Source organism: Burkholderia aenigmatica, from assembly GCF_902499175.1.
Taxonomy (GTDB): Bacteria; Pseudomonadota; Gammaproteobacteria; order Burkholderiales; family Burkholderiaceae; genus Burkholderia; species Burkholderia aenigmatica.
Genome location: NZ_CABVQC010000058.1, coordinates 13,038 through 37,918, shown reverse-complemented (window position 1 = coordinate 37,918; position 24,881 = coordinate 13,038). Strand labels below are relative to the sequence as shown.

The 24,881-nt window shown below is 64.8% G+C and carries 20 protein-coding genes; 12 read left to right on the top strand and 8 right to left on the bottom strand.

All coding sequences use genetic code 11. The features are described 5' to 3' along the window. Positions 1-58 precede the first annotated feature (58 nt). Positions 59-1,375 carry a replication initiation protein gene (locus tag BDO18943_RS31570; RefSeq protein ID WP_175025364.1) on the bottom strand — a complete coding sequence of 439 codons (1,317 nt, stop codon included), beginning with the start codon at positions 1,373-1,375 and terminating at the stop codon, positions 59-61. 2,578 nt (positions 1,376-3,953) lie between these two features. On the opposite strand from BDO18943_RS31570, the gene BDO18943_RS31565 reads away from it, so the two are divergent. Further along, positions 3,954-4,262 (top strand): hypothetical protein, encoded by a 309-nt coding sequence (locus BDO18943_RS31565; protein WP_043185391.1) that lies wholly within the window; start codon positions 3,954-3,956, stop codon positions 4,260-4,262. Between the two features lie 178 nt (positions 4,263-4,440). On the opposite strand, the gene gcvA is transcribed toward BDO18943_RS31565, so the two are convergent. Further along, entirely contained in the window at positions 4,441-5,346 is a 906-nt protein-coding gene (gene gcvA, locus BDO18943_RS31560) for a transcriptional regulator GcvA (RefSeq protein ID WP_175025363.1), read from the bottom strand. Positions 5,347-5,486: 140 nt separating this feature from the next. Between gcvA and BDO18943_RS31555 the strand changes: the two genes are divergently transcribed. The 3 genes from BDO18943_RS31555 (at position 5,487) to BDO18943_RS31545 (ending at position 9,264) form a co-directional block, all read left to right on the top strand. Next, the gene (locus BDO18943_RS31555; protein WP_175025362.1) at positions 5,487-6,785 is read left to right on the top strand and encodes an adenylosuccinate synthase; all 1,299 of its coding nucleotides are present in this window, start codon (positions 5,487-5,489) and stop codon (positions 6,783-6,785) included. A 299-nt stretch (positions 6,786-7,084) separates the two neighbouring features. Continuing rightward, entirely contained in the window at positions 7,085-8,026 is a 942-nt protein-coding gene (locus BDO18943_RS31550) for a LysR family transcriptional regulator (RefSeq protein ID WP_175025361.1), read from the top strand. Positions 8,027-8,292: 266 nt separating this feature from the next. Further along, positions 8,293-9,264 carry an aliphatic sulfonate ABC transporter substrate-binding protein gene (locus tag BDO18943_RS31545; protein WP_175025360.1) on the top strand — a complete coding sequence of 324 codons (972 nt, stop codon included), beginning with the start codon at positions 8,293-8,295 and terminating at the stop codon, positions 9,262-9,264. A 278-nt stretch (positions 9,265-9,542) separates the two neighbouring features. Here BDO18943_RS31545 and BDO18943_RS31540 read toward each other — a convergent pair whose 3' ends face one another. Beyond that, positions 9,543-10,511 (bottom strand): AraC family transcriptional regulator, encoded by a 969-nt coding sequence (locus BDO18943_RS31540; protein ID WP_175025359.1) that lies wholly within the window; start codon positions 10,509-10,511, stop codon positions 9,543-9,545. 584 nt (positions 10,512-11,095) lie between these two features. Here BDO18943_RS31540 and BDO18943_RS31535 point away from each other — a divergent pair. The 4 genes from BDO18943_RS31535 (at position 11,096) to BDO18943_RS31520 (ending at position 18,208) form a co-directional block, all read left to right on the top strand. Then, complete coding sequence (locus BDO18943_RS31535) at positions 11,096-11,980, top strand: LysR family transcriptional regulator (RefSeq protein WP_175025358.1); 885 nt, start codon at positions 11,096-11,098, stop codon at positions 11,978-11,980. A 229-nt stretch (positions 11,981-12,209) separates the two neighbouring features. Beyond that, the gene (locus BDO18943_RS31530) at positions 12,210-13,466 is read left to right on the top strand and encodes an efflux RND transporter periplasmic adaptor subunit (protein WP_175025357.1); all 1,257 of its coding nucleotides are present in this window, start codon (positions 12,210-12,212) and stop codon (positions 13,464-13,466) included. Positions 13,467-13,481: 15 nt separating this feature from the next. Beyond that, entirely contained in the window at positions 13,482-16,673 is a 3,192-nt protein-coding gene (locus BDO18943_RS31525) for an efflux RND transporter permease subunit (RefSeq protein WP_175025356.1), read from the top strand. A gap of 2 nt (positions 16,674-16,675) precedes the next feature. Next, positions 16,676-18,208 carry an efflux transporter outer membrane subunit gene (locus BDO18943_RS31520; protein WP_175025355.1) on the top strand — a complete coding sequence of 511 codons (1,533 nt, stop codon included), beginning with the start codon at positions 16,676-16,678 and terminating at the stop codon, positions 18,206-18,208. Positions 18,209-18,346: 138 nt separating this feature from the next. Here the strand turns inward: BDO18943_RS31520 and BDO18943_RS31515 are convergent, their stop codons facing one another. The 3 genes from BDO18943_RS31515 to BDO18943_RS31505 form a co-directional block, all read right to left on the bottom strand. After that, positions 18,347-19,060 carry a dienelactone hydrolase family protein gene (locus tag BDO18943_RS31515; RefSeq protein WP_175025354.1) on the bottom strand — a complete coding sequence of 238 codons (714 nt, stop codon included), beginning with the start codon at positions 19,058-19,060 and terminating at the stop codon, positions 18,347-18,349. A gap of 322 nt (positions 19,061-19,382) precedes the next feature. Further along, complete coding sequence (locus BDO18943_RS31510) at positions 19,383-19,694, bottom strand: DUF4148 domain-containing protein (RefSeq protein WP_043185856.1); 312 nt, start codon at positions 19,692-19,694, stop codon at positions 19,383-19,385. Between the two features lie 325 nt (positions 19,695-20,019). After that, positions 20,020-20,985 (bottom strand): GlxA family transcriptional regulator, encoded by a 966-nt coding sequence (locus tag BDO18943_RS31505; protein WP_175025353.1) that lies wholly within the window; start codon positions 20,983-20,985, stop codon positions 20,020-20,022. Between the two features lie 214 nt (positions 20,986-21,199). On the opposite strand from BDO18943_RS31505, the gene BDO18943_RS31500 reads away from it, so the two are divergent. The 4 genes from BDO18943_RS31500 to BDO18943_RS31485 all read left to right on the top strand — a co-directional run bounded on the left by BDO18943_RS31500 (position 21,200) and on the right by BDO18943_RS31485 (position 23,527). After that, the gene (locus tag BDO18943_RS31500) at positions 21,200-21,841 is read left to right on the top strand and encodes an HD domain-containing protein (protein ID WP_175025352.1); all 642 of its coding nucleotides are present in this window, start codon (positions 21,200-21,202) and stop codon (positions 21,839-21,841) included. Between the two features lie 179 nt (positions 21,842-22,020). After that, positions 22,021-22,224 (top strand): DUF1289 domain-containing protein, encoded by a 204-nt coding sequence (locus tag BDO18943_RS31495; protein ID WP_175025351.1) that lies wholly within the window; start codon positions 22,021-22,023, stop codon positions 22,222-22,224. A 371-nt stretch (positions 22,225-22,595) separates the two neighbouring features. After that, a complete protein-coding gene (gene parS, locus BDO18943_RS31490; protein ID WP_031403156.1) occupies positions 22,596-23,051 on the top strand; it encodes a type II RES/Xre toxin-antitoxin system antitoxin in 456 nt (151 codons plus the stop codon). Then, positions 23,048-23,527 (top strand): RES family NAD+ phosphorylase, encoded by a 480-nt coding sequence (locus tag BDO18943_RS31485; RefSeq protein ID WP_175025350.1) that lies wholly within the window; start codon positions 23,048-23,050, stop codon positions 23,525-23,527. Before parS ends, BDO18943_RS31485 begins: the two co-directional genes overlap by 4 nt. Before the next feature lie 48 nt (positions 23,528-23,575). On the opposite strand, the gene BDO18943_RS31480 is transcribed toward BDO18943_RS31485, so the two are convergent. After that, positions 23,576-24,514, bottom strand: coding sequence for a tyrosine-type recombinase/integrase (locus BDO18943_RS31480; RefSeq protein WP_175025349.1), 939 nt, complete (start codon positions 24,512-24,514; stop codon positions 23,576-23,578). An 82-nt stretch (positions 24,515-24,596) separates the two neighbouring features. Continuing rightward, positions 24,597-24,782, bottom strand: coding sequence for a hypothetical protein (locus BDO18943_RS42795; protein WP_235996239.1), 186 nt, complete (start codon positions 24,780-24,782; stop codon positions 24,597-24,599). Positions 24,783-24,881 lie beyond the last annotated feature (99 nt).

Sequence of the window (24,881 nt, the reverse complement as noted above, 5' to 3'; positions counted from 1 at the left end):
TCGCGAAGCCGGACGACGACGTCCGGCGCGCGATACGCACCCGGCTGCGAGGCCTCGTTCAGTTGCCTGCGAGACTGCTTTTCAGCAGGAATTCCAGCAAGTCGTCCGAGGTCGGTTCGCCCCACGTATCCAGCGCCAGCCATCGGAAAAAGCTGGTCTGCGCGAGCTTGCTCGCCTTCTTCTTCGGCGACAGCGTCAGGTCCTTCGAGCCCGCCACCGTCTCGTTGTAACGATCGATCAGCTTGGTCTGGTCGTCGATCTCCAGTTCGCGGAAATACGCGCCGGCTTCCTCGACCTTCGCCGCCAGATATTTGTCGCGAATCTGCTCCTGCTTGCTCTGCGCGGACTCTTTCGCCGGTGCGGCCGCCTCCGTTCCCTGTCCGTCGGCCAGCGTGTAGCCGTGCGTCAGCGCCTTGCGGAAATACGCGGCGACATTGTCGACCGGCGCCGCATTCTTCTTCGTAGTCCGATTGAGCGTATAGGCAATCGCCGCCCTGATGCGCTGCACGCCGTACTGCGTAATCAGCCGCCGCGCTTCCGAACGCGGAATGCCGAACTTGGCGACCTCCTCGACCAGCGCTTCGTTCTTGACGTCGCCGTCCTCCACCGTATCGGCGCTCTGCTTGCGCGTCACCTTGAACTGGACGGCTTCCACGCTCCGGCCCGACTTGTGTTCGATCAACTCGAGCGTGTGATCCGATACTTCGTTCACCTCCTGAATGCACGGCACCAGGACCTTGCTCTTGAACAGCTTGTATTCCTTGTACGACTGCGACGCCTTGTCCTGACCCAGAATGAGGTCGCGAAATTTCGGCAGCGGGATCTTCGCGGTGATGCCGATCCCCTCGTAGCGCACGGTGTTTTCCCACAACGCGAGCGAGTGCGACCGCCGGAACTCGCGGGCGATCCGCATATCGATCAGTGCGTAGATCTCGGGGTTGAGCAACTCGCTGCGAATCTGGTCGGAGAAGCTGTACTTCAGCACCGATTGCTCGAGCTCCGCGCCGGCAAGCAGGCCCGACGCTTTCCAGACCGTCGAGCGATCCGCGGCCAGGTAGTCCCAGTTGACGACGGTACTGATCAGCGAGTTGACCGTGTCCTTCACGTACTTCGTGTTGTTGCTGTTCAACCCGCTCTCGTGCGAAAGCGACGCGATCGAGATCGAGAAGCTCGTCCGGCCCGGCTCGAACGCCTCCTGCCGAAGCGCGTTCTTGATCAGCGAGCTGAACATCTTGCGTTGCTGCAGACCGATCTTTCCGGACTTGGGTGCGATATGAATCGCCTGGACCGCCTTGCGCAGCAAGTCGGGAGGCTCGGGTGTCTGAAACAGCGAAACCTGTTTGTCTGAGCCTTTGCTTGCGGGCTTGCGCGGCATCGTAATGTCCGGATAAGGTGACCTTGTTGATAGCGGACTTTATACCTTTTCGCGTCGAGGAGCAACGCCCCTGTTCCTGCTTTACTTGTACTATCGTGGCTAACCTCCAGATTCGAAAGGAAAATTCACAATCGGACAATCTGTGCGGAGCCCCATATCCATCTACCTTTCGACAAAAATGCCTCCCACAAGCCACTACCTTAGATACCCGGACACGGAAACCCGGCACGAGATTTGCCCTCGGGAAGGTAACCATCCATGGGAAGCAAATGCGCGGAATCGAGATCGTTGGGCGAAATCGTGGTGCCCTGCAGCACGGTCGTGTTTTCTTCCCACAACTTGCTACCTTCATCGATTCCCACAGGTGGGTACCTATCGATCCGCGTCAGCTGCGTTGGCAGCGCGGATTTTGGCCCTGAAGGCAGACATCGCTCCCATAAACGGCAACCAGTTGTTTTCCCCATAAATGGCTACCTGTCCGTGCCATCGATCCTGTCCATGGGAAACCCGCCGCCGGGAATCTTGGTGAAATGCAATCGAGCAGCCACAAATACCCCCCATAACCGGGTACCTTAGAGGTTCCCCATAGCCGACTACCACAAGAAAAACGCTGTGCACCTGCCCATTCACGGATCGAAAAAAGGACCCCATAAAAGGCTACCTGCAGGGATTCCCATAGACGACTACCCAACACGTTTCCAGGCCAATTTCCCATAACCGGGTACGCTTACCCCATATCCACAACCCCGATTCCCCACAACGCGGTACCCCAAACCCCAAATCCACAGACCTTAAACCCCAGACCCTTCCACCTGTGCTCCCATAAATGGGTACCGAACACCCTTCAAACCCTTGTCAGATAAGGCTGTGAGCCGTCTAAAAGTAGTTAAAGAAGTAAACGTGGTTTACAAAAGATGTAAACACACGTGCGCCTCCACAAAAAGACGAGCCCCATAAACCGCTACCAATGGGTAGCCGTCTATGGTGTAGAAAGCACCGCGATGCTTCGATTCAGCCCTGGGAAACCCTGGCCGGGCTCCTGGATCCACAGTGGTTTCAGGCCCGACAAGGCTCCCAGAAGAGGTGAGTACACACTCACATCAACGGAAACGTAGAAACCTATGGGAGAAAAACCTCTGTTTACAGACACAGGTTCCCATTTATGGGATCAAAAAAAGCCGGCGCCGCGACCTTTCGAGCTCCCCTTGTCGGCCAGCCAAGCCAATCAGCGACCGGAAACGCTGATCTCTTCGGTCTCGTTCACAGCAGCTTGAAATCATCCGGGATGGCGGGCGAAGGGTTTTTTTGCACTCGTGCGTCGCTGTCGGCAGACAAGTTTTTTCGATTGCCTGCCTGGGTCTCTCGTCAAATTTAGCCTGTGAGCTGTGCACAGAGGAAATCGACGCGCGTCGCTTCACCGCCCCAAAGTCTTCCAACTTTCTACCTTTGAAGTCGCCAACCGAAGATCAATGCTGTGCCCCCGGGGCGCAAGGAGAGATCCAGGAACGGCTTCCGCCGATGAACTGGGTTGTCGGCGCCTCCAATGCATGCGGCCGGCTCCTGAAGCGATCTGATGCACAACGTGAACCAAAGTGAAGATACGGGTGACCACGAAGCTCACCGCACTCGAATTCGAGCGACGATCCCGAACATGCTCACCGTCGAACCCTTCCGAATCCCGTAAAAGCTCACCGACCAGACGAGACCACAGGAATCGGCCCGCTGTGCGGGCAACGCACCCGTCGGGATGCCGGCCGGTCAAAGCCGCGGAATCAAAAACCTGTGGTTCGGGCGTGTTGTGCGAGGCGTTGCTGAGCAGAATCGGACGGATCACAGACGTTCCCGCAACCTCGACGCTACGTGCCACCCTCGCTCGACGGGTATCCCAACATCGGTGCGGTACCGTCTGCGGAGTCGTGAAATGATTCCGGCGGATGTCTTCACCGCACGCGACGCGTCCACGCCTTTTGTCAGACAGACCACAGGACCACACCACACGGCGATGCGTTTACCGGCTCAGGTAACCCTGCGCATCACAGTTCATCGATTGGTTGCCGGGTCGAGCGCCGCGCGCTGTGGCAATGCGCATTGCGTGTGCCTTGATCGCCGTAAAACCGATTCGTGGTCGTTTATGGGAGGAACCGCCGCTTGAACCGCGGCGACCGGCAACGTGATGCACAGGTCGACTGCTGCTGCTGTGATCGCGATTGGTCGGATGACGGACAGTCAAGTGCAAGCCCGCCGGCAACACCGCCGATGAAACAGTCATTGGACCCTCGCATCGCACCGCGCTGTGCGTAAATGACCGATCCGCGTCGCAGAAGCGCGGCTACATCGAACGTTTTCAGTTACTGCAACAGCGCGATACGCAGTTCCTGCAGTCCCCCCGGTGACGGTCGAGCGGCGTTCACATCTTTTCCCATACGTGTATCCCAATTCCGCTGCCACGACGACGCCACATTTTTCGCGACGCGGTTATGATGCACAGGTCCCGATTACGGCATGACGACCAATCGGGGCAGGGGCGGTATCTCGATGGTCTTTCAATCCGTGATAAACCAGAAAAGAGAGTTCAGCGATGCGAATCCAGATCAGAAAACTCACGCTGGCTGCTACCGCAGCCGCGTTCCTGTTCGGCTCGGCAGTTCCCGCGTTTGCACAGACCGACGCCAGCGCGCCTACCGCACAGGACGCCAAGGCGGCGAAGAGCCAGGCACGCAAGGCGGCCAGGGCGCAACACAAGGCAGAGCGCAAGGCTGCACGTGCAAAGAACAGCGCCGAGCTGAAGAAACTCGAAGATGCCGGTTACAAGCCGGCGGCCAATGATCCGAACTATCCGCAGAACCTGCAGAACGCGGAGAAGAAAGCCGCCGGCGCTGGTCAGTAAGCGTCGTCCGGGGCAAGCCGCGGTTCGATCCGCGGCTTGCCGTATGCGTCGCGTCCCCGCGGCGCACATCGAAACCAACCTTCCTGGTCTCGACAAGCGCAAACGCGTTCCACACGCTTGCGTTATTTGATTCGCATTCCTGTACGTCTCGACGCGCACGACCCGCACATCGCCGCAGTCAGTGCCGCCCGCCTAGCGCAGACGCGTTGCCCGTCACCTTCAACCAGTCCTTGAACGCCCGCACCGCTTCGTCGTTCGCGCGTGCGGAGGCCACGTACGTGAAGTAGCGCCACGGCGGCAGCGCCGGTTCGCTGAACGGCTGCACGAGCCGACCTTCGGCGATGTCGTCTGCGACGAGGGCGATCGGCCCCATCGCGACGCCGAGCCCGTCGAGCGCGCCTTGCAGCGTCAGGTAGAAATGCTCGAGCGTGAGCGAGTGTCGGGGCACGAGATTCGGATGTCCGGCTGCCGCGAGCCATTCGGGCCACATGCCGGGATAGGTCGCCGCATGCAGCAGCGTGAAGCCGGCGAGATCGGCGGGCGTATGCAACGGCCGCCCCTCCAGCAGCTTCGGCGCACACACCGGCAGCCGGACTTCGGACAGGAATTCCTCGGCAACGTAACCGTCGATGGCCTGGGGGCCGCCGCGAACGATCAGGTCGACCTTGTCGCGCAGCTTTTCGATCGGCTCGTTCGACGTCGACAGCCGCACCTCGATGGCTGGATGGGCAACCTGGAATGACGACAGCTTCGGTACCAGCCAGCGCAACGAAAACGTCGCAGGTGCGCTCACGCGCAGCACGCGCTGCTGCGCATGGCCGAAATGCTGTGCGGTGGCGAGCGCGATCCGGTCGAACGACGCACCGACCTCGGCGAGATACGCGCGGCCGGTGTCGGTCAGTTCGACCCGCCGGTTATGGCGTTCGAACAGCGGCCGCCCAAGCCACGCTTCCAGTTGCTGCACATGCCGGCTGATCGCACCGTGGGTCACGCACAGTTCGTCGGCGGCCAGCGTGAAGCTGCCGAGGCGCGCGGCGGCTTCGAACGCACGCAGCGAGTTCAACGGAGGGAGTCGTCGGGCCATTGCATCATTTCGCGTGAAATTTACTCACACGATAGTTCAGGTTTAATCGTTTGATCGGGCGTTCAAGCTCCGCCAATATGGCACACAAACGGCCGGCTCGGCCGAACGATTGTCTGAATTTCTCACATGGAGTGCGGAGCATGCCGAACGTGGTGGTCGTGGGTGCCCAATGGGGCGACGAAGGTAAGGGGCGCGTCGTGGACTGGCTGGCGGCACAGGCCGATCTCGTTGCACGCTACAACGGCGGCCACAACGCGGGTCATACGCTGGTCGTCGGCGGCAAGACGTACAAGCTCGCGCTGCTGCCGAGCGGTGTCGTGCGCGGCAAGCGCGGCGTGATCGGTAACGGCGTGGCGCTCGATCCGGAGGCATTGCTCGCGGAAATCGGGCGGATGGCCGAGCTTGGGCTGTCGGTGACGCCGGACAACCTGTCGATCGCCGAGAACGCGACGCTGGTGCTGCCGATCCACCGCGCGATCGACGAGGCCCAGGAGCGTCTGCGCCGCGAGCCCATTGGCACCACGCTGCGCGGGATCGGGCCGGCCTACGAGGACAAGGTCGGGCGTCGCGGGCTGCGCGTCGGCGATCTCGCGGAACCGGGCCAGCTCGCCGCCAAACTGGATGTGCTGGTCGACCATCACAACGCGTGGTTCCGCGGCCTAGGGCTCGATGAGTATTCCCGCGACGCGATGCTGGCGACGCTGGTCGACCTCGCGCCGCGGATCCTGCCTTTCGTGCGCCCCGTGTGGGCTGATCTCAACGACGCGACCGACCGCGGCGAGCGCATCCTGTTCGAAGGGTCTCAAGCCGTGATGCTGGACATCGACTGGGGCACCTACCCGTTCGTGACGTCGTCCGGCACCGTTGCATCGGCGGCGGCGGCCGGTACGGGGCTCGGCGCGTCGAAGCTCGGCCACGTGCTGGGCGTCACCAAGGCGTATGCGACGCGGGTCGGCGGCGGTCCGTTCCTCACCGAGCTGTCCGACGCCACCGGCGAAACGCTGCGCGCACGCGGGCAGGAATTCGGCGTGAATACCGGCCGGCCGCGCCGCTGCGGATGGCTCGATGCGGCGCAGTTGCGTCAGGCCGTCAGGATCTCGGGCATCGATTCGCTGGCGCTCACCAAGCTCGACGTGCTCGACGGTTTCGAGTCGATCGACCTGTGCGTCGGCTACGAACTCGATGGCGTGCGGGTCGATCATCTGCCGGCGAGCCTCGATGCGCAGTCGCGCGCGAAGCCCGTGTACGAGCGGTTCGACGGCTGGCGCGGCACCGTGAAGGGGATCCGCGAACGTGCGGCGCTGCCGCGCGCCGCGCAGGATTTCATTGCGCGCATCGAAGCGGTCGCGGGCGCACCGGTTTCGATGATCACGACCGGCGCTGAGCGCGACGACACGATCGTGCTGCGCAATCCGTTCGATGCGGCAGCCGCGGCGTAATGCGCGATAGGTGACGTGAATCGCGACGCGGCACCGTGGTCGCCGGGTCGCTATTGCCGATCCGATGCCGTTCGCGCGCGGGGGCGTCCGGTCGCGTCGGCGCACGAACCGTACGCGTCGCGCACGGCGGCGCGGCGACACGGTTCGGCATCCGGATCACGTCGCGTACGGCGAACTGGACACGCCCGCACTGCTGCTGTACTGTTCCGCACAATTCGCGCCAGACCGGCCTGCGCCGGAGCCGCCGGCACCATGGCCGCACGGTGGCGCGACGTGATCTCAATCCCGGGGACAGGTCGATGGACACGTTACAGATGATGCGCATTTTCGTCCGGGTGGCGGAGGAGGGCAGCTTCACGAGCGCGGCCCAGCGCCTGGATATCACGACGGCCTACGCATCGCGATCGGTCGCGCAGCTCGAAACGCATCTGCGCACGCGTCTGCTCAACCGCAGCACGCGCCGCATCGCACTGACCGACGCCGGGCAGCGCTATCTCGACCGCTGCCAGCGTATCCTCGGCTATATCGACGAAGCGGAAGCCGAGGCGGCCGACGCACAGGCGAAGCCGTCGGGACGGCTGCACGTTCACGCGACGACGAGTTTCGGCCAGTCCTACGTGGTGCCCGCGGTCGTGCGCTACCGTGAGCGCTATCCGTCGGTGGCGGTCGAACTGACGCTGTCGCAGCACGTGCCCGACATCATCGACGAAGGCTACGACGTATCGCTACAGTTGAGCACGACCGAGTTGCCCGATTCCGGGCTCGTGTCGCAGCGGCTCGGCGACGTGGGCAGCGTGCTGTGCGCGTCACCCGCGTACCTGAAGGCGCGCGGCACGCCGCGCACGGTGAGCGACCTCGATGGGCATGCGTGCCTGCAGATCGTCACGCCGCTCTTTCCGCGCGACCGTTGGCATCTCGACGGCCCCAACGGACGCGAGACGTTCGAACTGCCATTGCCTGATTTCCAGGTGAACATCGCCGATGCGCTCGGCGCCGCACTGCGTGCCGGACTCGGGATCGGTTCGCTGCCGATGTCGGCCGCGCTGCCCGCGCTCGCGAGCGGCGCGCTGGTGCGCGTGCTGCCCGACTACCGGCTGCAGAAGCTGACGGTCTATACGCTGTACGCGTCGCGTCAGTATCTCGACGCGAAGATCCGCACGTTCGTCGATTTCCTGCGTGAATGCGTACCCGAGTTGCTGGCTGCCGATGAGGCAGCGCTGACTGCTTCCTGCAAGTCCTGAAGTCGAACCTTCGGCGTATGACCCGAGGCTGCACCCCAATCGCTTAAATAATACGTAATCCTGTATTTTTAGCGGATGTCGACTGCACCCTCACGACCGCCCCGGTCAATGACGTCCGGGCAACCTGCGTGCCCTTATGAAAGCGCTTGCTTTCCATATCGAACATCGTTGGTTCGATACGTAGCGCCAACCTTCTAGAATCGGTTCGATCAGCTTCATCGCATGCGTGCGCAAAGCTGCGTCCTTTTCATCGAACCCGATACGACATGGCAGACCAACACTCCACAACCCGCCGCCGGCTCCTGCATGCCGGCCTGGCGATCGCGGCGGGTGCCGCCGCGCATCCGGGCTTCGCGCTGGCGAGCACGGCCGGCGCGCGGACGTTGCGCATCGGCTATCAGAAAGGGCCGCTCAGCCTGCTCAAGGCGCGCGGCACGTTGCAGAGCAAGCTCGCGACACTCGGCGTGACCGTCACGTGGACCGAGTTTCCGTCGGGGCCGCCGCAACTCGAGGCGCTGAACGCGGGATCGATCGACTTCGGCGATGTCGGCGAGGCGCCGCCGATCTTCGCGCTCGCGGCTGGTGCGCCGCTAGTCTATTACGCGCAGACGCCGGCCGGCCCCGCGGCCGAGGCGGTGGTGGTCGCGAAAGATTCGCCGGTCAAGACTTTTGCGGACCTGCGCGGCAAGCGCGTCGCGCTGGTGAAGGGCTCGAACACGCACTTCCTGCTGGTCCGGCTGCTGCAGGCCGCGAAGCTCAACTATGCGGACATCACGCCGGTCTGGCTGTCGCCGTCCGATGCGCGGGCCGCGTTCGAGAACCGCTCGGTCGACGCATGGATCATCTGGGATCCGTTTCTCGCGGTGGTCCAGCAGGCGTTCGGCGCGCGTATCGTCGCGGACGGCACCGGGCTCGTCGAGAATCGCGGCTACTACTTTGCGTCGCGCACGTATGCGCAGCGCAACGCCGACGCGCTGGACGCAGCGGTGTCGGAACTGACGGCGGTTCAGCGATGGCTCGATGCGAACCGCGCGCAGGGCGCGGCCGAGTTCTCGAAGCTTTGGGGGATTCCGGAGCCGGCGGTGGCGCTCGCATTTCGCCGCGCGCGCTTCGGTGTCGAACCCGTCACGCGCGACACGCTCGCGTATCAGCAGCGTATCGCCGACGTGTTCTATCAGGCCGGCGTCTTGCCGAAACGCGTCGACGTCAGCCAGGCTGCGCCGCCCGCGCTCGCGTGACGGTGTAGTCTTCCGGTCAACGGGTCAACGGGTCAACGGGTCAACGGGTCAACGGCAGCGTGACGTCGTCCGGAATCGGATATACGTACGGCCGCCGCGCCGCTCGATCTCGTCGGGCAGCGGCCCGCGCGCGATGTCTATCTGCTGTTCCGCGACAGCGCCGTGCTCATGTCGCCGGCCGAATACTTCGTCCGCTGCCTCGATGAAGCCGTGCAGGCCGAGCGTGCGAAGGCCCACGGAATGAAGCGCGGCACACGCCGCGCGCGTGAGGTGCCGGCCTATGGCGCGACGCGGGATAGCGGCACCGCTTCGTCGCGCAGCTTCAGGACATCGCGGCCCGGCGCATCGCCGAACAGGCGTGCGTATTCGCGGCTGAACTGCGACGCGCTCACATAGCCGACGCTGCGGCACGCCTGCCGCGCGTCCATCGCCGACAGGCACATCAGGCGACGCGCCTCCTGCAGCCGCAACACCTTCTGGCATTGCAACGGGCTCATCGACGTGACCGCGCGGAAGTGGTGATGGAACGTCGACGGGCTCATGTCCACCTGTCGCGCGAGCGATTCGACCGTCATCGGATCGAGGTAGTGGTCGCGAATCCACGCGACGGCGCGCGAGATGCGCTGTGTCGTCGAATCGGCCAGGCCGACCTGCGCGACACGCGCACCCGACGGGCCGCGCAGCAGCCGAATGAGGATTTCGTCGACGATCAGCGGCGCGAGCAGGTCGAGGTCGTCGGGTTGCGCGATCAGTTGCATCAGCCGCACGACGGCATCGACGATTTCAGGCGGTGCATTGTGCGTGTCGAGTGCGCCGCAGTCGACGGCCTTCGGCAGCCCGCGCGGAAAGACGCGCGGTGTGAGTGCCGCGATGCGGGCCGGGTCGAGTTCGAGTTGTGCATAGAGGAACGGCTCGGCCGGGCTCGCGCACGTCACGCGGCCGGTGACGGGCACGTCGGCCGTTGCCACCAGCATTCGCGATGCGTCGATCACGTAGGAGTCGTCGCCGACCCGTATCGATTTCGCGCCTTGCCCGACGATGCTCAGGCACGCGTGGTGCACGCCATGGTTCCAGTGCGGCGGCGATGCGGCTGCGCGCGCGATGCGCATGCCGCGTACCGGGAGTTCGAACGTGCCGTCGTGCGGCGCGTAGGCGGCGATCAGCGCAGCGAGCCGGCCCGTGGGCGACCGGGGAGCCTGAGTAGGCGTGATGCGCTGTAGCGGCGGCGTTCGGGCGTCGATTTCCATGTTGGGTGAGCGGATGGCGGAGTGGTCCGTGCAAGGTACGCGGCGGCGATTCCCGGTGGGCGTGCCGGCACGGCGGTCACATCGTACGGCGAGTCGCGTGCACGTGATTGCCTAAACCTGTCGGAATTTAGCCCGATCATCCGGATCTGCAGCGCCGGCGACCGCATTGCCCGTCGTTGCGCGGTGTGCGGCGCACAAATTCGGAAATTAAGGCAAAACAATCGTAGGATCGGGCAAGCGATTTTCCGGCGGTTTTCATACCATTGCACCTGCTGAAAGAAACGTGTTCCAGTGCGCACGGGCGATGCGGTTATGACCGTCGCATGGCCGGCTGCATCCGCCGGCATTGCCGTTGCGAATCGCTGGAAAAGACTCAGGACTGCTATTCGTCTGTTCGTGCATCGGCCCAGCCGAGGCCGGCTTGCGTCCGTTGCATGCCGCCGCGCGTCTGGCGCGAGCGTGGCGACCGACCCGGCGTAGCCGGCGTCGGAGCCGCCGCATTGGCCGGGTCGTTGCATGTCGGCCGCGACGCGGCGACGGGTGGGGACTTCAAGGCAGTCGACCGCGCAGGGGAATCCGGACAAATGGACCAACTTCAATCGATTCGGGCATTCGTGACGGTGGCAAGGGAAGGCGGGTTTCGCCGGGCGGCAACACGGCTGCGCGTGTCGACGGCGATGGCGAGCCGGCTGGTCGATGCGCTCGAGACGCGTCTTGGCGTACGCCTGCTTCAACGCAGCACCTGCCACCAGTCGCTGACGGAAATCGGCGAACTGTATCTCGCGCGTGTCGAGCGGATTCTCGGTGCGATCGACGACATCGACGGTCGCTTCGTCGCGATGGGCAGCAAGCCGGAAGGTGCGCTGCGCATTGCCGCGCCGGTCGCGTTCGGGCTCAGCCAGTTGAGCGCGTTGCTCGATCGTTTCGTGCACCGGTTTCCGGACGTGCGGCCGACCGTGACGCTGACCGATACCCATGTCGATCTGACGTCCGAAGCCATCGATGTCGCATTCCTGACCGACGCCATGCCGGTGTCCGGTGCACATGCGCTGAACACGCTGGCCGCGTACGAATCCCTGCGCGTCGCGGCGCCGGCTTATGTCGCCGCGCACGGCGGCGCGGCCGCGTCGGGCGACTGGCCGGACATCGCGGCCGTTCGGCTCGATCTGCCGGCGGCCGGCGACGACGATGCGGCTGCGCTTCGACCCGATGCGACGCCCGGCGGCAGTCCGGGCGTCGGCCATCTCGAGATGGTACGGCGGCTGGCCGTCGCCGGCATGGGCGCCGCGGTGCTGCCTGCGTATCTCGTCGACGCCGATCTGGCGGCCGGCACGCTGGTGCGCGTTGCACCGGTTCGCCCGCTCGCGCCCGTCACGCTGAAGCTCGCGCATGCGCGCACCGCGCATTTGCCGGCCGCTGCACGCGCCTTCATCGAATTCGCGGGCGCCGCGTTCCGGCCGGCGAACTAGCGGCCCGGTTGGCCGTCGCGGCAACGCGCACCGGCCGGGGCCGCAGGCTCATGGTTTTTTCAACGGAAGCAGTTCGATGAACGAACGCTCCGCAGGGCGCATCGTACGCCCGACATACGCGACCGCATGCGCGGCAAACAGGAAGCGACAGCATTCCGGCCGCGCGTGCAGGTCACGAGGAGATCTGGTGATTCCCATTGAAGGTCGTCTATTTGTGAGAGGTCGCTCCATGCGCGTCGAACGGGTTCCATACCGCTTAATCACTGCTGCAACGGCCACCGTTTTCCTGGCCGCGTGCGGGAAAAAAGAATCGGCACCGCCGCCGCAAACACCGGAAGTCGGCGTCGTCACCGTCCAGCCGCAGGCCGTGCCCGCGATAACCGAACTGCCGGGCCGCACCAGCGCGTTCCTCGTTGCACAGGTGCGTGCACGAGTCGACGGCATCGTGCTGCGTCGTGAGTTCACCGAAGGCACCGACGTCAAGGCCGGTCAGCGCCTCTACAAGATCGACCCGGCGCCGTACGTCGCCGCGCTGAACAGCGCGAAGGCGACGCTCGCAAGGGCACAGGCGAACCTCGTCACGCAGAACGCGCTGGTCGCGCGCTACAAGGTGCTGGTGGCCGCGAACGCGGTCAGCAAGCAGGACTACGACAACGCGGTGGCCACGCAAGGGCAGGCCGCGGCGGACGTCGCGGCCGGCAAGGCGGCAGTCGACACCGCACAGATCAACCTCGGCTACACCGATGTCGTGTCGCCTGTTTCCGGTCGCGTCGGTATTTCGCAGGTGACGCCGGGCGCGTATGTGCAGGCGAGCCAGGCGACGCTGATGTCGACGGTCCAGCAGCTCGATCCGGTGTATGTGGACCTCACGCAGTCGAGCCTCGACGGGCTGAAGCTGCGCCAGGACGTGCAGAGCGGCCGCCTGAAGACGAGCGGCCCGGGCGCGGCGAAGGTGTCGCTGATCCTGGAGGACGGCAAGACCTATTCGGAGCCGGGCAAGCTGCAATTCTCGGACGTGACGGTCGACCAGACCACCGGCTCGGTGACGATTCGCGCGATCTTCCCGAACCCGGGCCGCGTGCTGCTGCCGGGGATGTTCGTGCGCGCACGGATCGAGGAAGGCGTGAACGAGAACGCGTTCCTGGTGCCGCAGATCGGCGTCACGCATGACCAGAAGGGGCAGGCGGTCGCACTGGTGGTGAACGCGGCCAACAAGGTCGAGACGCATCCGTTGACGACGACCGGCACCTATGGCCAGGACTGGATCGTCGAAGGCGGTCTGGAAGCGGGCGATCACGTGATCGTGCAGGGCGTCGACAAGGTGCGCCCGGGTGCGACCGTCAAGACTGTCGCGGCGCAGCTCGCGCCGGCACCGGACGCTGCGTCCGGCATACCGGCAAGCGCGACCAATGCGTCCGGCGCCGCGCCGGCGAGCACTGCCGCCCATGCTGCCGCGCGTTCGACCGCTGCGTCGGCCGCGCAATAACAAGGAGTCCGTTTCATGGCCAAGTTCTTTATCGATCGCCCGATCTTTGCGTGGGTGATCGCGATCGTGCTGATGCTGGCCGGCGTCGCATCGATCTTCAAGATGCCGATCGCGCAGTATCCGACGATCGCACCGCCGACGATCCAGATCCAGGCGAACTATCCGGGCGCTTCCGCGAAGACGGTGGAAGACACGGTGACACAGGTGATCGAGCAGCAGATGAGCGGTCTCGACAACTTCCTGTACATGTCGTCGACGAGCGACGATTCGGGCAACGCGACGATCACGCTGACCTTCGCGCCGGGCACCAATCCGGACGTCGCGCAGGTGCAGGTGCAGAACAAGCTGTCGCTCGCGACGCCGAACCTGCCGCAGGTCGTGCAGCAGCTCGGCATGCAGGTCACGAAGTCGAGCAGCAACTGGCTGATGTGGTTCGCGTTCAACTCCGAGGACGGCAGCATGTCGAAGGAGGACCTGACGAACTACGTGGCGTCGCACGTGCTCGATCCGCTCAGCCGCGTGAACGGCGTCGGCCAGACGCTGCTGCTTGGTTCGCAGTTCTCGATGCGGATCTGGCTCGACCCCGTCAAGCTGACCAACTACAGCCTCACGCCGACCGACGTGACGGCCGCGATCACGCAGCAGAACGTGCAGATCGCGGGCGGCCAGATCGGCGGCACGCCGGCGAAGCCGGGCACCATGCTGCAGGCGACGATCACCGAATCGACGCTGCTGCGCACGCCCGAGCAGTTCGGCAACATCCTGCTGAAGGTCAACCAGGACGGTTCGCAGGTTCGCCTGAAGGACGTCGGCCGCGCGGCGCTCGGCTCCGAGAACTACACGTTCGACACGAAGTACATGGGGCAGCCGACGGCCGGCCTCGGCATCCAGCTCGCGACCGGCGCGAACGCGCTGGCAACCGCGACCGCGCTGCGGGCCAAGATCCAGGAGCTGTCGAAGTACTTCCCGCACGGTCTCGTCGTCCACTATCCGTACGACACGACGCCGTTCGTGCGCCTGTCGATCGAGGAAGTGGTCAAGACGCTGCTCGAAGGTATCGTGCTCGTGTTCCTCGTGATGTACCTGTTCCTGCAGAACCTGCGGGCAACGATCATCCCGACGATCGCGGTGCCGGTCGTGCTGCTCGGTACGTTCGCGATCATGGGGCTCGCCGGCTTCTCGATCAACACGCTGTCGATGTTCGGTCTTGTGCTCGCCATCGGCCTGCTGGTGGACGATGCGATCGTGGTGGTGGAGAACGTCGAGCGGGTGATGGCGGAAGAGGGCCTGTCACCGAAGGAGGCGACCCGCAAGGCGATGGGCCAGATCACCGGCGCACTCGTCGGCGTGGCGCTCGTGCTGTCGGCGGTGTTCGTGCCGGTGGCGTTCTCCGGCGGGTCGGTCGGCGCGATCTATCGTCAGTTCTCGCTGACGATCGTGTCGGCGATGGTGCTGTCGGTGCTCGTCGCGTTGATTCTGACGCCGGCGTTGTGCGCGACGATCCTCAAGCCGATCCCGCAAGGGCATCACGAAGAGAAGAAGGGCTTCTTCGGCTGGTTCAACCGGACCTTCGATCGCAGCCGCGATCGCTATACGAGCGGTGTGAACCATGTGATCCGGCGCTCGGGCCGCTGGCTCGTGATCTACCTGGCCGTGTTCATCGCGGTCGGCGTGATGTTCGTGCGCCTGCCGAAGTCGTTCCTGCCGGATGAAGACCAGGGCTACATGTTCATGATCGTGCAGACGCCGTCCGGCTCCACGCAGGAAACGACCGGCAAGACGCTCGACAACATCAACACGTACCTGACCACCACCGAGAAGGATGTGGTCGACTCGGTGTTCACGGTCAACGGCTTCAGCTTCGCCGGCCGCGGCCAGAACGCCGGTCTCGTGTTCGTGAAGCTGAAACCTTACGAGCATCGTCAGCGTTCGGACCAGAAGGTGCAGGCACTGATCGGGCGGACCTTCGCGCACTACGCGCAGTACAAGGACGCGATGGTGATCCCGTTCAACCCGCCGTCGATTCCCGAACTCGGGACGGCCGCCGGCTTCGACTTCGAGCTGACGGACAACGCGGGTCTCGGCCACGAAGCGCTGATGGCCGCGCGGGGCCAGTTGCTCGGGATGGCCGCGAAGGATCCCGCACTGGCGCTTGTGCGCCCGAATGGCCTGAACGACACGCCGCAGTACAAGGTCGACATCGATCGCGAGAAGGCGAATGCGCTCGGCGTCACGGCCGCTGCGATCGACCAGACGTTCTCGATCGCGTGGGCGTCGCAGTACGTGAACAACTTCCTGGATACCGACGGCCGGATCAAGAAGGTGTACGTGCAGTCGGACGCGTCGTTCCGGATGACGCCGGAAGACATGAACATCTGGTACGTGCGCAACAGCGCGGGTGGCATGGTGCCGTTCAGCGCGTTCTCGACCGGCCACTGGAGCTACGGTTCGCCGAAGCTCGAACGCTACAACGGCGTATCGTCGATCGAGATCCAGGGGCAGGCCGCGGAGGGCAGGTCGACCGGCCAGGCGATGGCGGCGATGGAAGCGCTCGCGAGCAAGCTGCCGGAAGGTATTGGCTATTCGTGGACGGGCCTGTCGTTCCAGGAAATCCAGTCCGGTTCGCAGGCGCCGATCCTGTACGCGATCTCGATCCTCGTCGTGTTCCTGTGTCTCGCGGCGCTGTATGAAAGCTGGTCGATCCCGTTCTCGGTGATCATGGTCGTGCCGCTCGGCGTGGTCGGCGCGTTGCTTGCGACGATGCTGCGCGGCCTCGAGAACGACGTGTTCTTCCAGGTCGGCCTGCTGACTACCGTCGGCCTGTCTGCGAAGAACGCGATCCTGATCGTCGAGTTCGCACGCGAGTTGCAGGCGCAAGGGAACATGGGGCCGGTGCGCGCGGCGATCGAGGCGGCGCGCCTGCGGCTGCGTCCGATCCTGATGACGTCGCTCGCGTTCATGCTCGGCGTGCTGCCGCTTGCGATCAGCAACGGCGCGGGTTCGGCGAGCCAGCATGCGATTGGCACGGGCGTGATCGGCGGGATGATCACGGCGACGTTCCTCGCGATTTTCATGATCCCGATGTTCTTCGTGCGGGTTCGCGCGATCTTCGGCGGCGAAACGGAAAACGTCGACGACGCATGGCGTCTCGTGCAGGGCGACCTGCAGCGCGGTCACGACGACGCACACGATTCGAAGGGGCAGTAACGATGCAAAAACACGCTTTGACTGCAATCGCGGCCGCACTGGCTGCCGCGCTCTTCGCCACGGGCTGCACGATGGCGCCGCATTACAAGCGGCCCGATGCACCCGTCGCGCAGGCGTACCCGGCCGGCGGCGTCTATGCGACGCAGCCGGGTGCGGCCGGCGCGCGCAGCGCGAACGGCCAGGCGGCGACCGCCATCGGCTGGCGCGAGTTCTTCGTCGATCCGCGCCTGCAGCGGCTGATCGAGATCGCGCTGAAGAACAACCGCGACCTGCGCGTGTCGGTGCTGAACATCGAGGCGGCGCGCGCGCAGTACCAGATCACGCGCGCGGGCCTGTTCCCGACGATCGATGCAACAGGTACCGGTAGCCGTCAGCGCCTGCCGAATGCGCTGTCCGTGGCGCCGGGCCGGAACATCACGACGACCTACAACGTCGGCCTGTCGGCGTCGTGGGAACTCGACCTGTTCGGCCGCGTGCAGAGCCTGAAGGATCAGGCGCTCGCGCAGTATCTGGCGACCGCGTATGCGCGGCAGGCGTCGGAGATCTCGCTGGTGTCGCAGGTGGCCGATCAATACCTGACGCTGCTGTCGACCGACGATCTGCTGAAGGTCACGGAAGACACGCTGAAGACGGCGCAGGCGTCGTACGACCTGACGAAGCTGCAGTTCGACAACGGCACGGGCTCCGAGCTCGAGCTGCGTCAGGCGCAGACGGTGGTCGAGCAGGCACTCGCCAACCAGCAGGCGCAGGCGCGTGCGCGTGCGCAGGCGCTGAACTATCTGGTGCTGCTGATCGGCGAGCCGCTGCCGGACGATCTGCCGGCGGGCATGCCGCTCGACGCGCAGAACCTGCTGACGGACGTGCCGGCTGGCCTGCCGTCCGACCTGCTGACGCGTCGTCCTGACGTGATGCAGGCCGAGCAGTCGCTGCTGGCCGCGAACGCGAACATCGGTGCGGCACGTGCGGCGTTCTTCCCGAAGATCTCGCTGACTGCCGCGTTCGGCACGGCGAGCCCGACGCTGGGCGGTCTGTTCAAGGCCGGCACGGCGGCGTGGTCGTTCGCGCCGAACATCGCGCTGCCGATCTTCGAGGGCGGCGCGAACATCGCGAACCTCGATCTTGCACACGTGCAGAAGCGCATCGAGATCGCGAACTACGAGAAGGCGATCCAGTCGGCGTTCCGCGACGTGGCGGACGGGCTGGCCGCACGCGGCACGTACGACCAGCAGATCGCGGCACTGGAGCGCAACGAGCACGCGCAGCAGCGACGTTTCGACCTGTCGGACCTGCGTTACAAGAACGGTGTCGACAGCTACCTGTCGGTGCTGACCGCGCAGACGGACCTGTACACCGCTCAGCAATCGTTGATCAACGCACGTCTGGCCCGCTGGACCAACCTGGTCAACCTGTACCGTTCGCTGGGCGGCGGGTGGATCGAGCGAGCCGGCGAGACGCCGCGCGCGCCGGATGCACCGGTCGACTACGACAAGGCGGCCGCTCCGGCGCCTGCGTCGGCGGCGGTGACGAACGGGTAAGCAAGTGCAAGGAAAGGGCAGGCGCGGTTTACCGCGCTTGTCCTTCGAACCGGCGGTATGCGGAAACGAAAACGCCACGGATGAAAATCCGTGGCGTTTTCTTTTTACGCAGCTGCCCGCGTTGGAAGCGGCGTGACGTTACCCCTGCTTTTCCCAAAGCGTGCGGCCGAAGAACGTCAGCGTGCGATCCCACGCCATTTGCGACCACACCGGATCGTACTGCGTGCCGGCGATGCGGCCGGGGCCGACGGCCGTTTCATTGGCGAACGCATGATGCGCGAGATAGCGATGGAATTCGAAACCGACCTTCGCATCGGTCAGCTTCTTCTCGAGCGCATCGACCTGGTCGATCGCAAAGAAAGCGTCCTGCGTGCCCCAGTGGCCCATCAGCGGCACCTTGAGCTTCGCCGGATCGATGTAGTCGAGCGGCGGCAGGCCGTACCACGTGACGCCCGCGTCCGCATCGGCGAACTGCAGTGACAGCAGCGTGAGTGCGCCGCCCATGCAGTAACCCGTCACCGCGACACGCGACGCAAGCGTCTTCAGATAGGTCACGGCGCCCGGAATGTCCTGCGAGGCTGCGTCGCCGAAATCGAGCCCGGTCATCAGGTGGTGCGCTTCCTCTTCCTCGACCGTCGATTTGCCGCGATACAGGTCGGGCACGAGGGCGAAGTAGCCGCAGCGCGCGAGGCGATCCGCGACGCCGCGGATCTGGTCGTTCAGCCCCCACCATTCCTGGATGACGACGACCGCGGGTGCGCCTTCGGTCTTTGCCGGCGTAGCGAGGTAGCCTTGCAGTTCCTGGCCGTCCGGGCGTCGAAACGTGATCATGGAACCGGATGTTTGAGACATGAAACCGCTCCTTTTCGAAAAATGCGATGAGTGCCGCATCGGGGCCGGCCTGCGGGCGCGGCGACGTTCGGGCAAGCCGGGCGTCGTGGTTTCGCTCGCGTTCGTTTCGGCCGGCGCCGACCACGCGGCCATTCTATGCGCAAACACCGGCTGCCGGCGTGAACGGCGCCGCGCGGCGAGCGCCCCGCAAGTTCGCGTCGATCGAGGAGCGCGATCCGTTCCGGGAGAGGACAGCCTAAAAGCAAACACCCCGCCCCGATGAACGGGAGCGGGGTGTTTCGTTTGCCGCGCGCGTATCGGAATACGCGCGCGTGTGTCCGGCTTACTGGCCGAAATACACGGAGTCGCGGCCTTCCTGCTTGACCGCGATCGCGCGGCCGGCACGTACGCCGGCGGCGGCTTGCGCGCCGTAGCCGGTTTCATCGGCGTTCGTCACGCGGGCCTGTGCGGTCTGCAGTGCGCGCGGGTAGTACTGATCGGAGACTTCGGGCTTGTAGCCGGCCTGTTCGAGCTGCACGAGTTCCGCGCGCACCTGGGCACGCGTCAGCTGGCCCGACGGGTTCGATTGGGCGAATGCGCCGTACGAGGCGGACAGGGCGGTTGCGGCGACGACTGCGTAGATGAACGACTTCATGATGACCTCCGGTTTCATTGATTTCGCGCTTCGCTTGTTGCGTTCAGCGGTTGATTGCATCGTAGCGATCACGTTACCGGTCGGAAATACGCGTTCCAGCGAATAATTATTGCAACTGGGTAAACGATCTGGGCTGGCGAGTGTTTCGTCTGATAATTGCGGGGCTGTCCCGCGGTCGATCAGGACCGCCGACGAGGCTTCCAGCGGGGCGATGTCGTCGATCGGCCAGTGGCTTGACCGCACGACAATCAGTTAGATCGGATGCCGAAGTATTTGGGCGGAGTGACTGACCTCGTTCGCGCCGAATCGCGCACACACGGCTACGTCACTCGGCCAGGACTGCCTGCCGCTTCCGGTATTCGGCCGGCGTGATTCCGACGTGCCGGGTGAACGATCGCCTGAGCGTATCGACGTTCGCGAAGCCGCATTTCGCGGCGACCTGTTTCGGCGTGTCGTGGCCGTTCTCGAGCAAGTGGCGGGCTGCCGAGATGCGGGTCGCCTCGACCCAGGCAGCCGGCGTCATGCCGACTTCCGCGCGGAACAGCCGAGCGAAGTGGCGCGGGCTCATGCCCGCATGCTTCGCCATCTCCGCCACCGAATGCTCGAGTTCCGGATTCGCCGCGATCCAGCGCTGTACTTCCTGCAGTACCGAACGCCCGGCGGGGCGCGCTTCGCCCTTGCGGCTGAACTGAAGTTGCCCGCCCGGGCGCTTGAAGAACATGACCAGTTGCGCGGCGACGCGCCGCGCGATCTCGCGGCCGAGATCTTCCTCGACCAGCGCGAGCGCGAGATCGAGCCCGGCCGTGACGCCGGCACCGGTGCGCAGCTTGCCGTCGCGCACGTATAGCGCGTCGGCGTCGACGGCGAGCGATGGATAGGCTTCGGCAAGCGCGTCGGCGGCAGCCCAGTGTGTGGTCAGGTGACGCCCTTTCAGCAGGCCGGTGGCCGCGAGGATGAACGCGCCGGTGCAGATCGAGCCGTAGCGCTTGCTCTGCACGGCCGTCGCTCGCAGCCACGCGAGGACGTCGGTGCGCAGTGCGATCCGGCCGGCGCTCGGTGCGCCGGCGACCAGCAGCGTGTCGATGCGCTCAGGAATGTCGGGGACGATCCAGTCCGGCAGCAACTGCGCACCGGACGAACTGCGGATCGGGCCAGACTCGCTCGCAATGATCCGCAACGTATAGAACGGCTTCCCGCATTCGGCGTTCGCTTGGGCGAAGACGTCGAGCGGTGCGGAGACATCGAGCAGTTGAACACCCGGAACGGCGAAAATTCCCACGACCTTCGGCATGATCGATTGCGTGTTGTGTCGAACGTGACGGGTAGCAGTATAGGGGCGCCGTCGGTGCATGGGGCGGGTGAGGGCGCCTGTTTCCGGCGTTCTTTCCGCCGTGCGGGCACCGTGTCCGTCCGTCGCGCGAAATGGCAGGATTTGATGTAACACGTCTATTGGAGACAGTTATCGAACTCCGGAGAATCAAGGGTGTTTTCAATGGAGGTCGATCATGACTGAGAACGTTGCAGGCATCACCATTCCCGATAGCCAACTGACGCGCGAGATCACCGAACTCGTCCGCGATACCGCGTCTCCGCTGCTGTTCCATCATTCCAGCCGCGTCTTCTATTTCGCGGCGCTCGCGGGCCAGCGGCGCGGGCTCAAATACGATCCCGAGCTGCTCTACTGTGGCTGCATGTTTCATGACATGGGGCTCACGCACAAACACAGCAGCGCGTGCGAGCGTTTCGAGGTGGACGGCGCCAACGCCGCCCGCGATTTCCTGAAGGGCAAGGGCATCTCGCAGCAGGATATCGACGTCGTATGGACTTCGATCGCGCTGCATACCACGCCGGGTATCCCGCAGCACATGCATCCGGTGATCGCGCTCGTTACCGCGGGCGTCGAGATGGACGTGCTGGGGCTGACGTATCCGGAATACAGCGATGTCGAGCGCGAGGCCGTCGTCCGTGCACATCCGCGTACGCCGCACTTCAAGGAGGACATCATTCAGGCGTTCTACGACGGGATCAAGCACAAGCCGGACACGACATTCGGCAACGTGAAGGCCGACGTGCTCGCCGACAAGAATCCGCATTTCCATGCCGGCAATTTCTGCAGCGTGATCCGGTCGTCCGCGTGGGCCGGCTGATTGCTCGCGGTAGGGCGCACGATCGCGGGTACGGGGGGACTGGCGTGACTGGCGGCAGCGTCTCAGTGAGCGGGGTGGGTTGGCGTCGCGGCACAGGCCGCATCGCCGGCAGCAAAGTACCCGTTTATGGGAGTGCTGTGCGTTGCGCTGCCGGATGTTCAACCGATACGGGTGTTCCAATGGCTTCCACGCTTCACGACGTACCCGACAGCCCCTGTGTCGGCGTGTGCTCGACACTGTTCGACGATGTCTGCAAGGGATGCGGCCGAATGGCCGACGAGGTCTCGCACTGGGTGTTCATGAACGACGACGAGAAACGCGCGACATGGGAACGCATCCGGCGCGAGGGCACGGCGATGCGTTTCCGTCGGGACGGACGGTGAATCGCCAGAAGCGGCGTTCCTTCCGGATGACGCGGCCGGCGCTTGGCGAACATCTCCCTGTTCGGGGCGAATCCTTCGACCTTGTCTGGAATGATGGGGCGGTGGAACGCGAGCAAATGAAACCAGTAAAAAAGTTGTTACGTGACAACCGCGTGATGTGAGTCCGGACTTTATATACTGAATAATTGCATCCCATCACCCAGGCGAATCTTCGATTCGCGATCACAGCAACCTGCCTCCAGACAGGTGGGTCACGTTCGCTCCCGCCTTCGCAGAGGCCCTGACGACCGCCACAGGCGCGCGCTCCAACCGGTTCCCGCACGCTCTCGGCAAAACGCCTATAATAATTGGGCAAATTGCCGGGAGAGGTCATGAGCACCATTGCTTTCCATCCTTCGGGCGTCGCGCATCCGCGTCAGGCCGAATTCACGATTCTCGAGCAACTGCTGGCGATCCGCGTCCGATCGGGGGCTGATCTTGCCGAGCTGGCGAGCGCACGCGTCGATGTCTCGGTGATCGACCGGTTGTCCGAGCGCGGGCTGAAATCGGACGAACTGGCCTTCATCATTCCGCGCCGCACGCTGAGTCATCGTCGCCAGGCGCACGAACGCCTGTCGCCGGAGGAATCCGACAAGGCGATCCGTCTCGCGCGCATCGTCGCGCAGGCGACGGCCACGTTCGGCGACCAGGACAAGGCGATGGCGTGGCTGCGCAACGGGCTCCAGCGCTTCGGCGGCCGCACGTCGCTCGACATGGCGAGCACCGAGCATGGCGCGCGGCTCGTCGAGGAAGTCCTCACGCAGATCGACGAGGGGTACTTCGCTTGACGACGCTGTGGCGGATCAGCAATTTCGCCGACCTGAAAGGCATCGGCGGGTTGCGCGCCGGCGGGCGCTGGCATTTCGCCGGGCAGCCCGTCGTGTATCTCGCCGAGCATCCAGCGCTCGCGCTGCTCGAGACACTCGTTCATTTCGAAATCGCCACGGTCGCGCAATTGCCGAGCGGATACCAGTTGCTTCGCATCGAGGTGGCCGATTCGGTCGACATCGCCGAAATCGCGGAGGGCGACGCGCCGGACGACTGGCGAACCGACGTCGACTGGACCCGCAGCGCCGGCACCGAGTGGCTGCACACGCAGCCGAGCGCGCTGCTGCGCGTCCCGAGCGTCGTCGTGCCGCACGCGCACAACTTCCTGCTGAATCCGCTGCATCCGACCGCTTCCGAGGTCCGTATCGCCGAAGTCATGCAATCGCCGTACGACACCCGGATTCTGCGGCTGATCCAGTCGAAGCCGGGCGAATAGGGAACCGGACGGCACGCAGCCCGTGCTCGTGCCAGTGCCAGTGCGGGATCAGCGCTCGTGTGCGGCGCGATCCGCGGCCGCATCGCGCAGCAGCGTCTGCCGGATGCGCGTGACCGTTCGTGTACTGACGAGACCGAGCATCGCACTGACGTCGGCATGTGTGTGGCCGGCGAGCAACTGGCGGCGCGCATACGTATTGCGCAGCACGCGCGGGCTCAGGTCCGCCGCGTGGAAGCCGATCGCGGTCAGTGCGTCGCGCACCACGAGCAGCAGGAACATGTCGTTCATCGCGCCACCGCCGCGCGGCGCGGGAAACAGCAACGCGGATGCCGGCGCGTCTGCCGAGCGCGCGCGCCAGGCGGCGAGCGGCGCCAGCGCGAATGCGGCGAGCGGGATCCGGCGCGCGGGCCGTGCGCGATCGCGCGGCACGGATAGCACCGGCGGTCTTGCGTCGAGATCGGGCGCGTCGCGCGTCGTCGCGCGTATCTCGGCCGACGTGATGCCACTCGCGAGCAGCAGCGCGACGATCGCGCGATTCCGGCAGTCGGCCGGCGTGTCGTCCGGTCGAGGCTGCACATGGCGCTGCAGCGCCGCGTCGGCATCGGGCGGCAGGTAGCACGGCTCGGGCTCGCCGTCCGGCCATGCGAGCGCGTGTGTCGCCCGGCCGGCCGGATGGATCGTGCGCACGCCGGTTTCGACCAGATGCCGGCACAGCCGGTCGATCAGCTTCGCGTAGCGCACGCGGGTCGACGTGCCGGGCGCACAGGTATGTTCGAGTTCCGCCAGGAAGGTCGCGACGTGGTCAGGACCGAACGTGGCCAGCGACACGCGCTGGGCGATCAGATGGCGCAGGAACCGTTCGAACATCGCGACGTGCTGCACGACCGATCGCGGCGCGAACGGCCGGCGATCGGCGCCGGTCGCGGCGGTTTCTTGCCATGCGAGGAAGGCGCCGACGGGGTCGTGAATCCAGCGATTCGTGTCCATGCACGATTTATAGCCGGAACATGGAGGCTCCGGCAATCGTTCCGATGGCCAGCGGCTTGGCTGGCCCGATGCAACCGGCGCGTCAGTGCGCGGTACGCGTGCCGTCGATAGGCATCACCAGGTAAAAGAGCAGCAGCGGGTTGAAGAAACGGAGCGCGGCCGGCACGCCGCTCTGGTTGGCGCGCGCGTGCAGGTCGATGCTGGCGAGCAGCTGGATGCCCATCACGCTGATCATCGCGAACACGACCGGCGCGATGCTTCCGCCCACGGCGGCTGGAATTGCATACGCGATCCGCGCGACCCGCGCGATGACGATGTTCCCCGAGTTTTTCTCCGAGGCGGTCGAAGCGATGGAAAGCGGTTTCGC

Bases quoted from the DNA above. Each gene is read 5' to 3' on its own strand.
- BDO18943_RS31505 (WP_175025353.1), bottom strand. From the start codon at position 20,985: ATGCCGAAGGTCGTGGGAATTTTCGCCGTTCCGGGTGTTCAACTGCTC.
- BDO18943_RS31520 (WP_175025355.1), top strand. From the start codon at position 16,676: ATGCAAAAACACGCTTTGACTGCAATCGCGGCCGCACTGGCTGCCGCG.
- parS (WP_031403156.1), top strand. From the start codon at position 22,596: ATGAGCACCATTGCTTTCCATCCTTCGGGCGTCGCGCATCCGCGTCAG.
- gcvA (WP_175025363.1), bottom strand. From the start codon at position 5,346: ATGGCCCGACGACTCCCTCCGTTGAACTCGCTGCGTGCGTTCGAAGCC.
- BDO18943_RS31565 (WP_043185391.1), top strand. From the start codon at position 3,954: ATGCGAATCCAGATCAGAAAACTCACGCTGGCTGCTACCGCAGCCGCG.
- BDO18943_RS31510 (WP_043185856.1), bottom strand. From the start codon at position 19,694: ATGAAGTCGTTCATCTACGCAGTCGTCGCCGCAACCGCCCTGTCCGCC.
- BDO18943_RS31480 (WP_175025349.1), bottom strand. From the start codon at position 24,514: ATGGACACGAATCGCTGGATTCACGACCCCGTCGGCGCCTTCCTCGCA.
- BDO18943_RS31525 (WP_175025356.1), top strand. From the start codon at position 13,482: ATGGCCAAGTTCTTTATCGATCGCCCGATCTTTGCGTGGGTGATCGCG.
- BDO18943_RS31495 (WP_175025351.1), top strand. From the start codon at position 22,021: ATGGCTTCCACGCTTCACGACGTACCCGACAGCCCCTGTGTCGGCGTG.
- BDO18943_RS31555 (WP_175025362.1), top strand. From the start codon at position 5,487: ATGCCGAACGTGGTGGTCGTGGGTGCCCAATGGGGCGACGAAGGTAAG.
- BDO18943_RS31550 (WP_175025361.1), top strand. From the start codon at position 7,085: ATGGACACGTTACAGATGATGCGCATTTTCGTCCGGGTGGCGGAGGAG.
- BDO18943_RS31530 (WP_175025357.1), top strand. From the start codon at position 12,210: ATGCGCGTCGAACGGGTTCCATACCGCTTAATCACTGCTGCAACGGCC.
- BDO18943_RS31540 (WP_175025359.1), bottom strand. From the start codon at position 10,511: ATGGAAATCGACGCCCGAACGCCGCCGCTACAGCGCATCACGCCTACT.
- BDO18943_RS31535 (WP_175025358.1), top strand. From the start codon at position 11,096: ATGGACCAACTTCAATCGATTCGGGCATTCGTGACGGTGGCAAGGGAA.
- BDO18943_RS31545 (WP_175025360.1), top strand. From the start codon at position 8,293: ATGGCAGACCAACACTCCACAACCCGCCGCCGGCTCCTGCATGCCGGC.
- BDO18943_RS31500 (WP_175025352.1), top strand. From the start codon at position 21,200: ATGACTGAGAACGTTGCAGGCATCACCATTCCCGATAGCCAACTGACG.
- BDO18943_RS31570 (WP_175025364.1), bottom strand. From the start codon at position 1,375: ATGCCGCGCAAGCCCGCAAGCAAAGGCTCAGACAAACAGGTTTCGCTG.
- BDO18943_RS31515 (WP_175025354.1), bottom strand. From the start codon at position 19,060: ATGTCTCAAACATCCGGTTCCATGATCACGTTTCGACGCCCGGACGGC.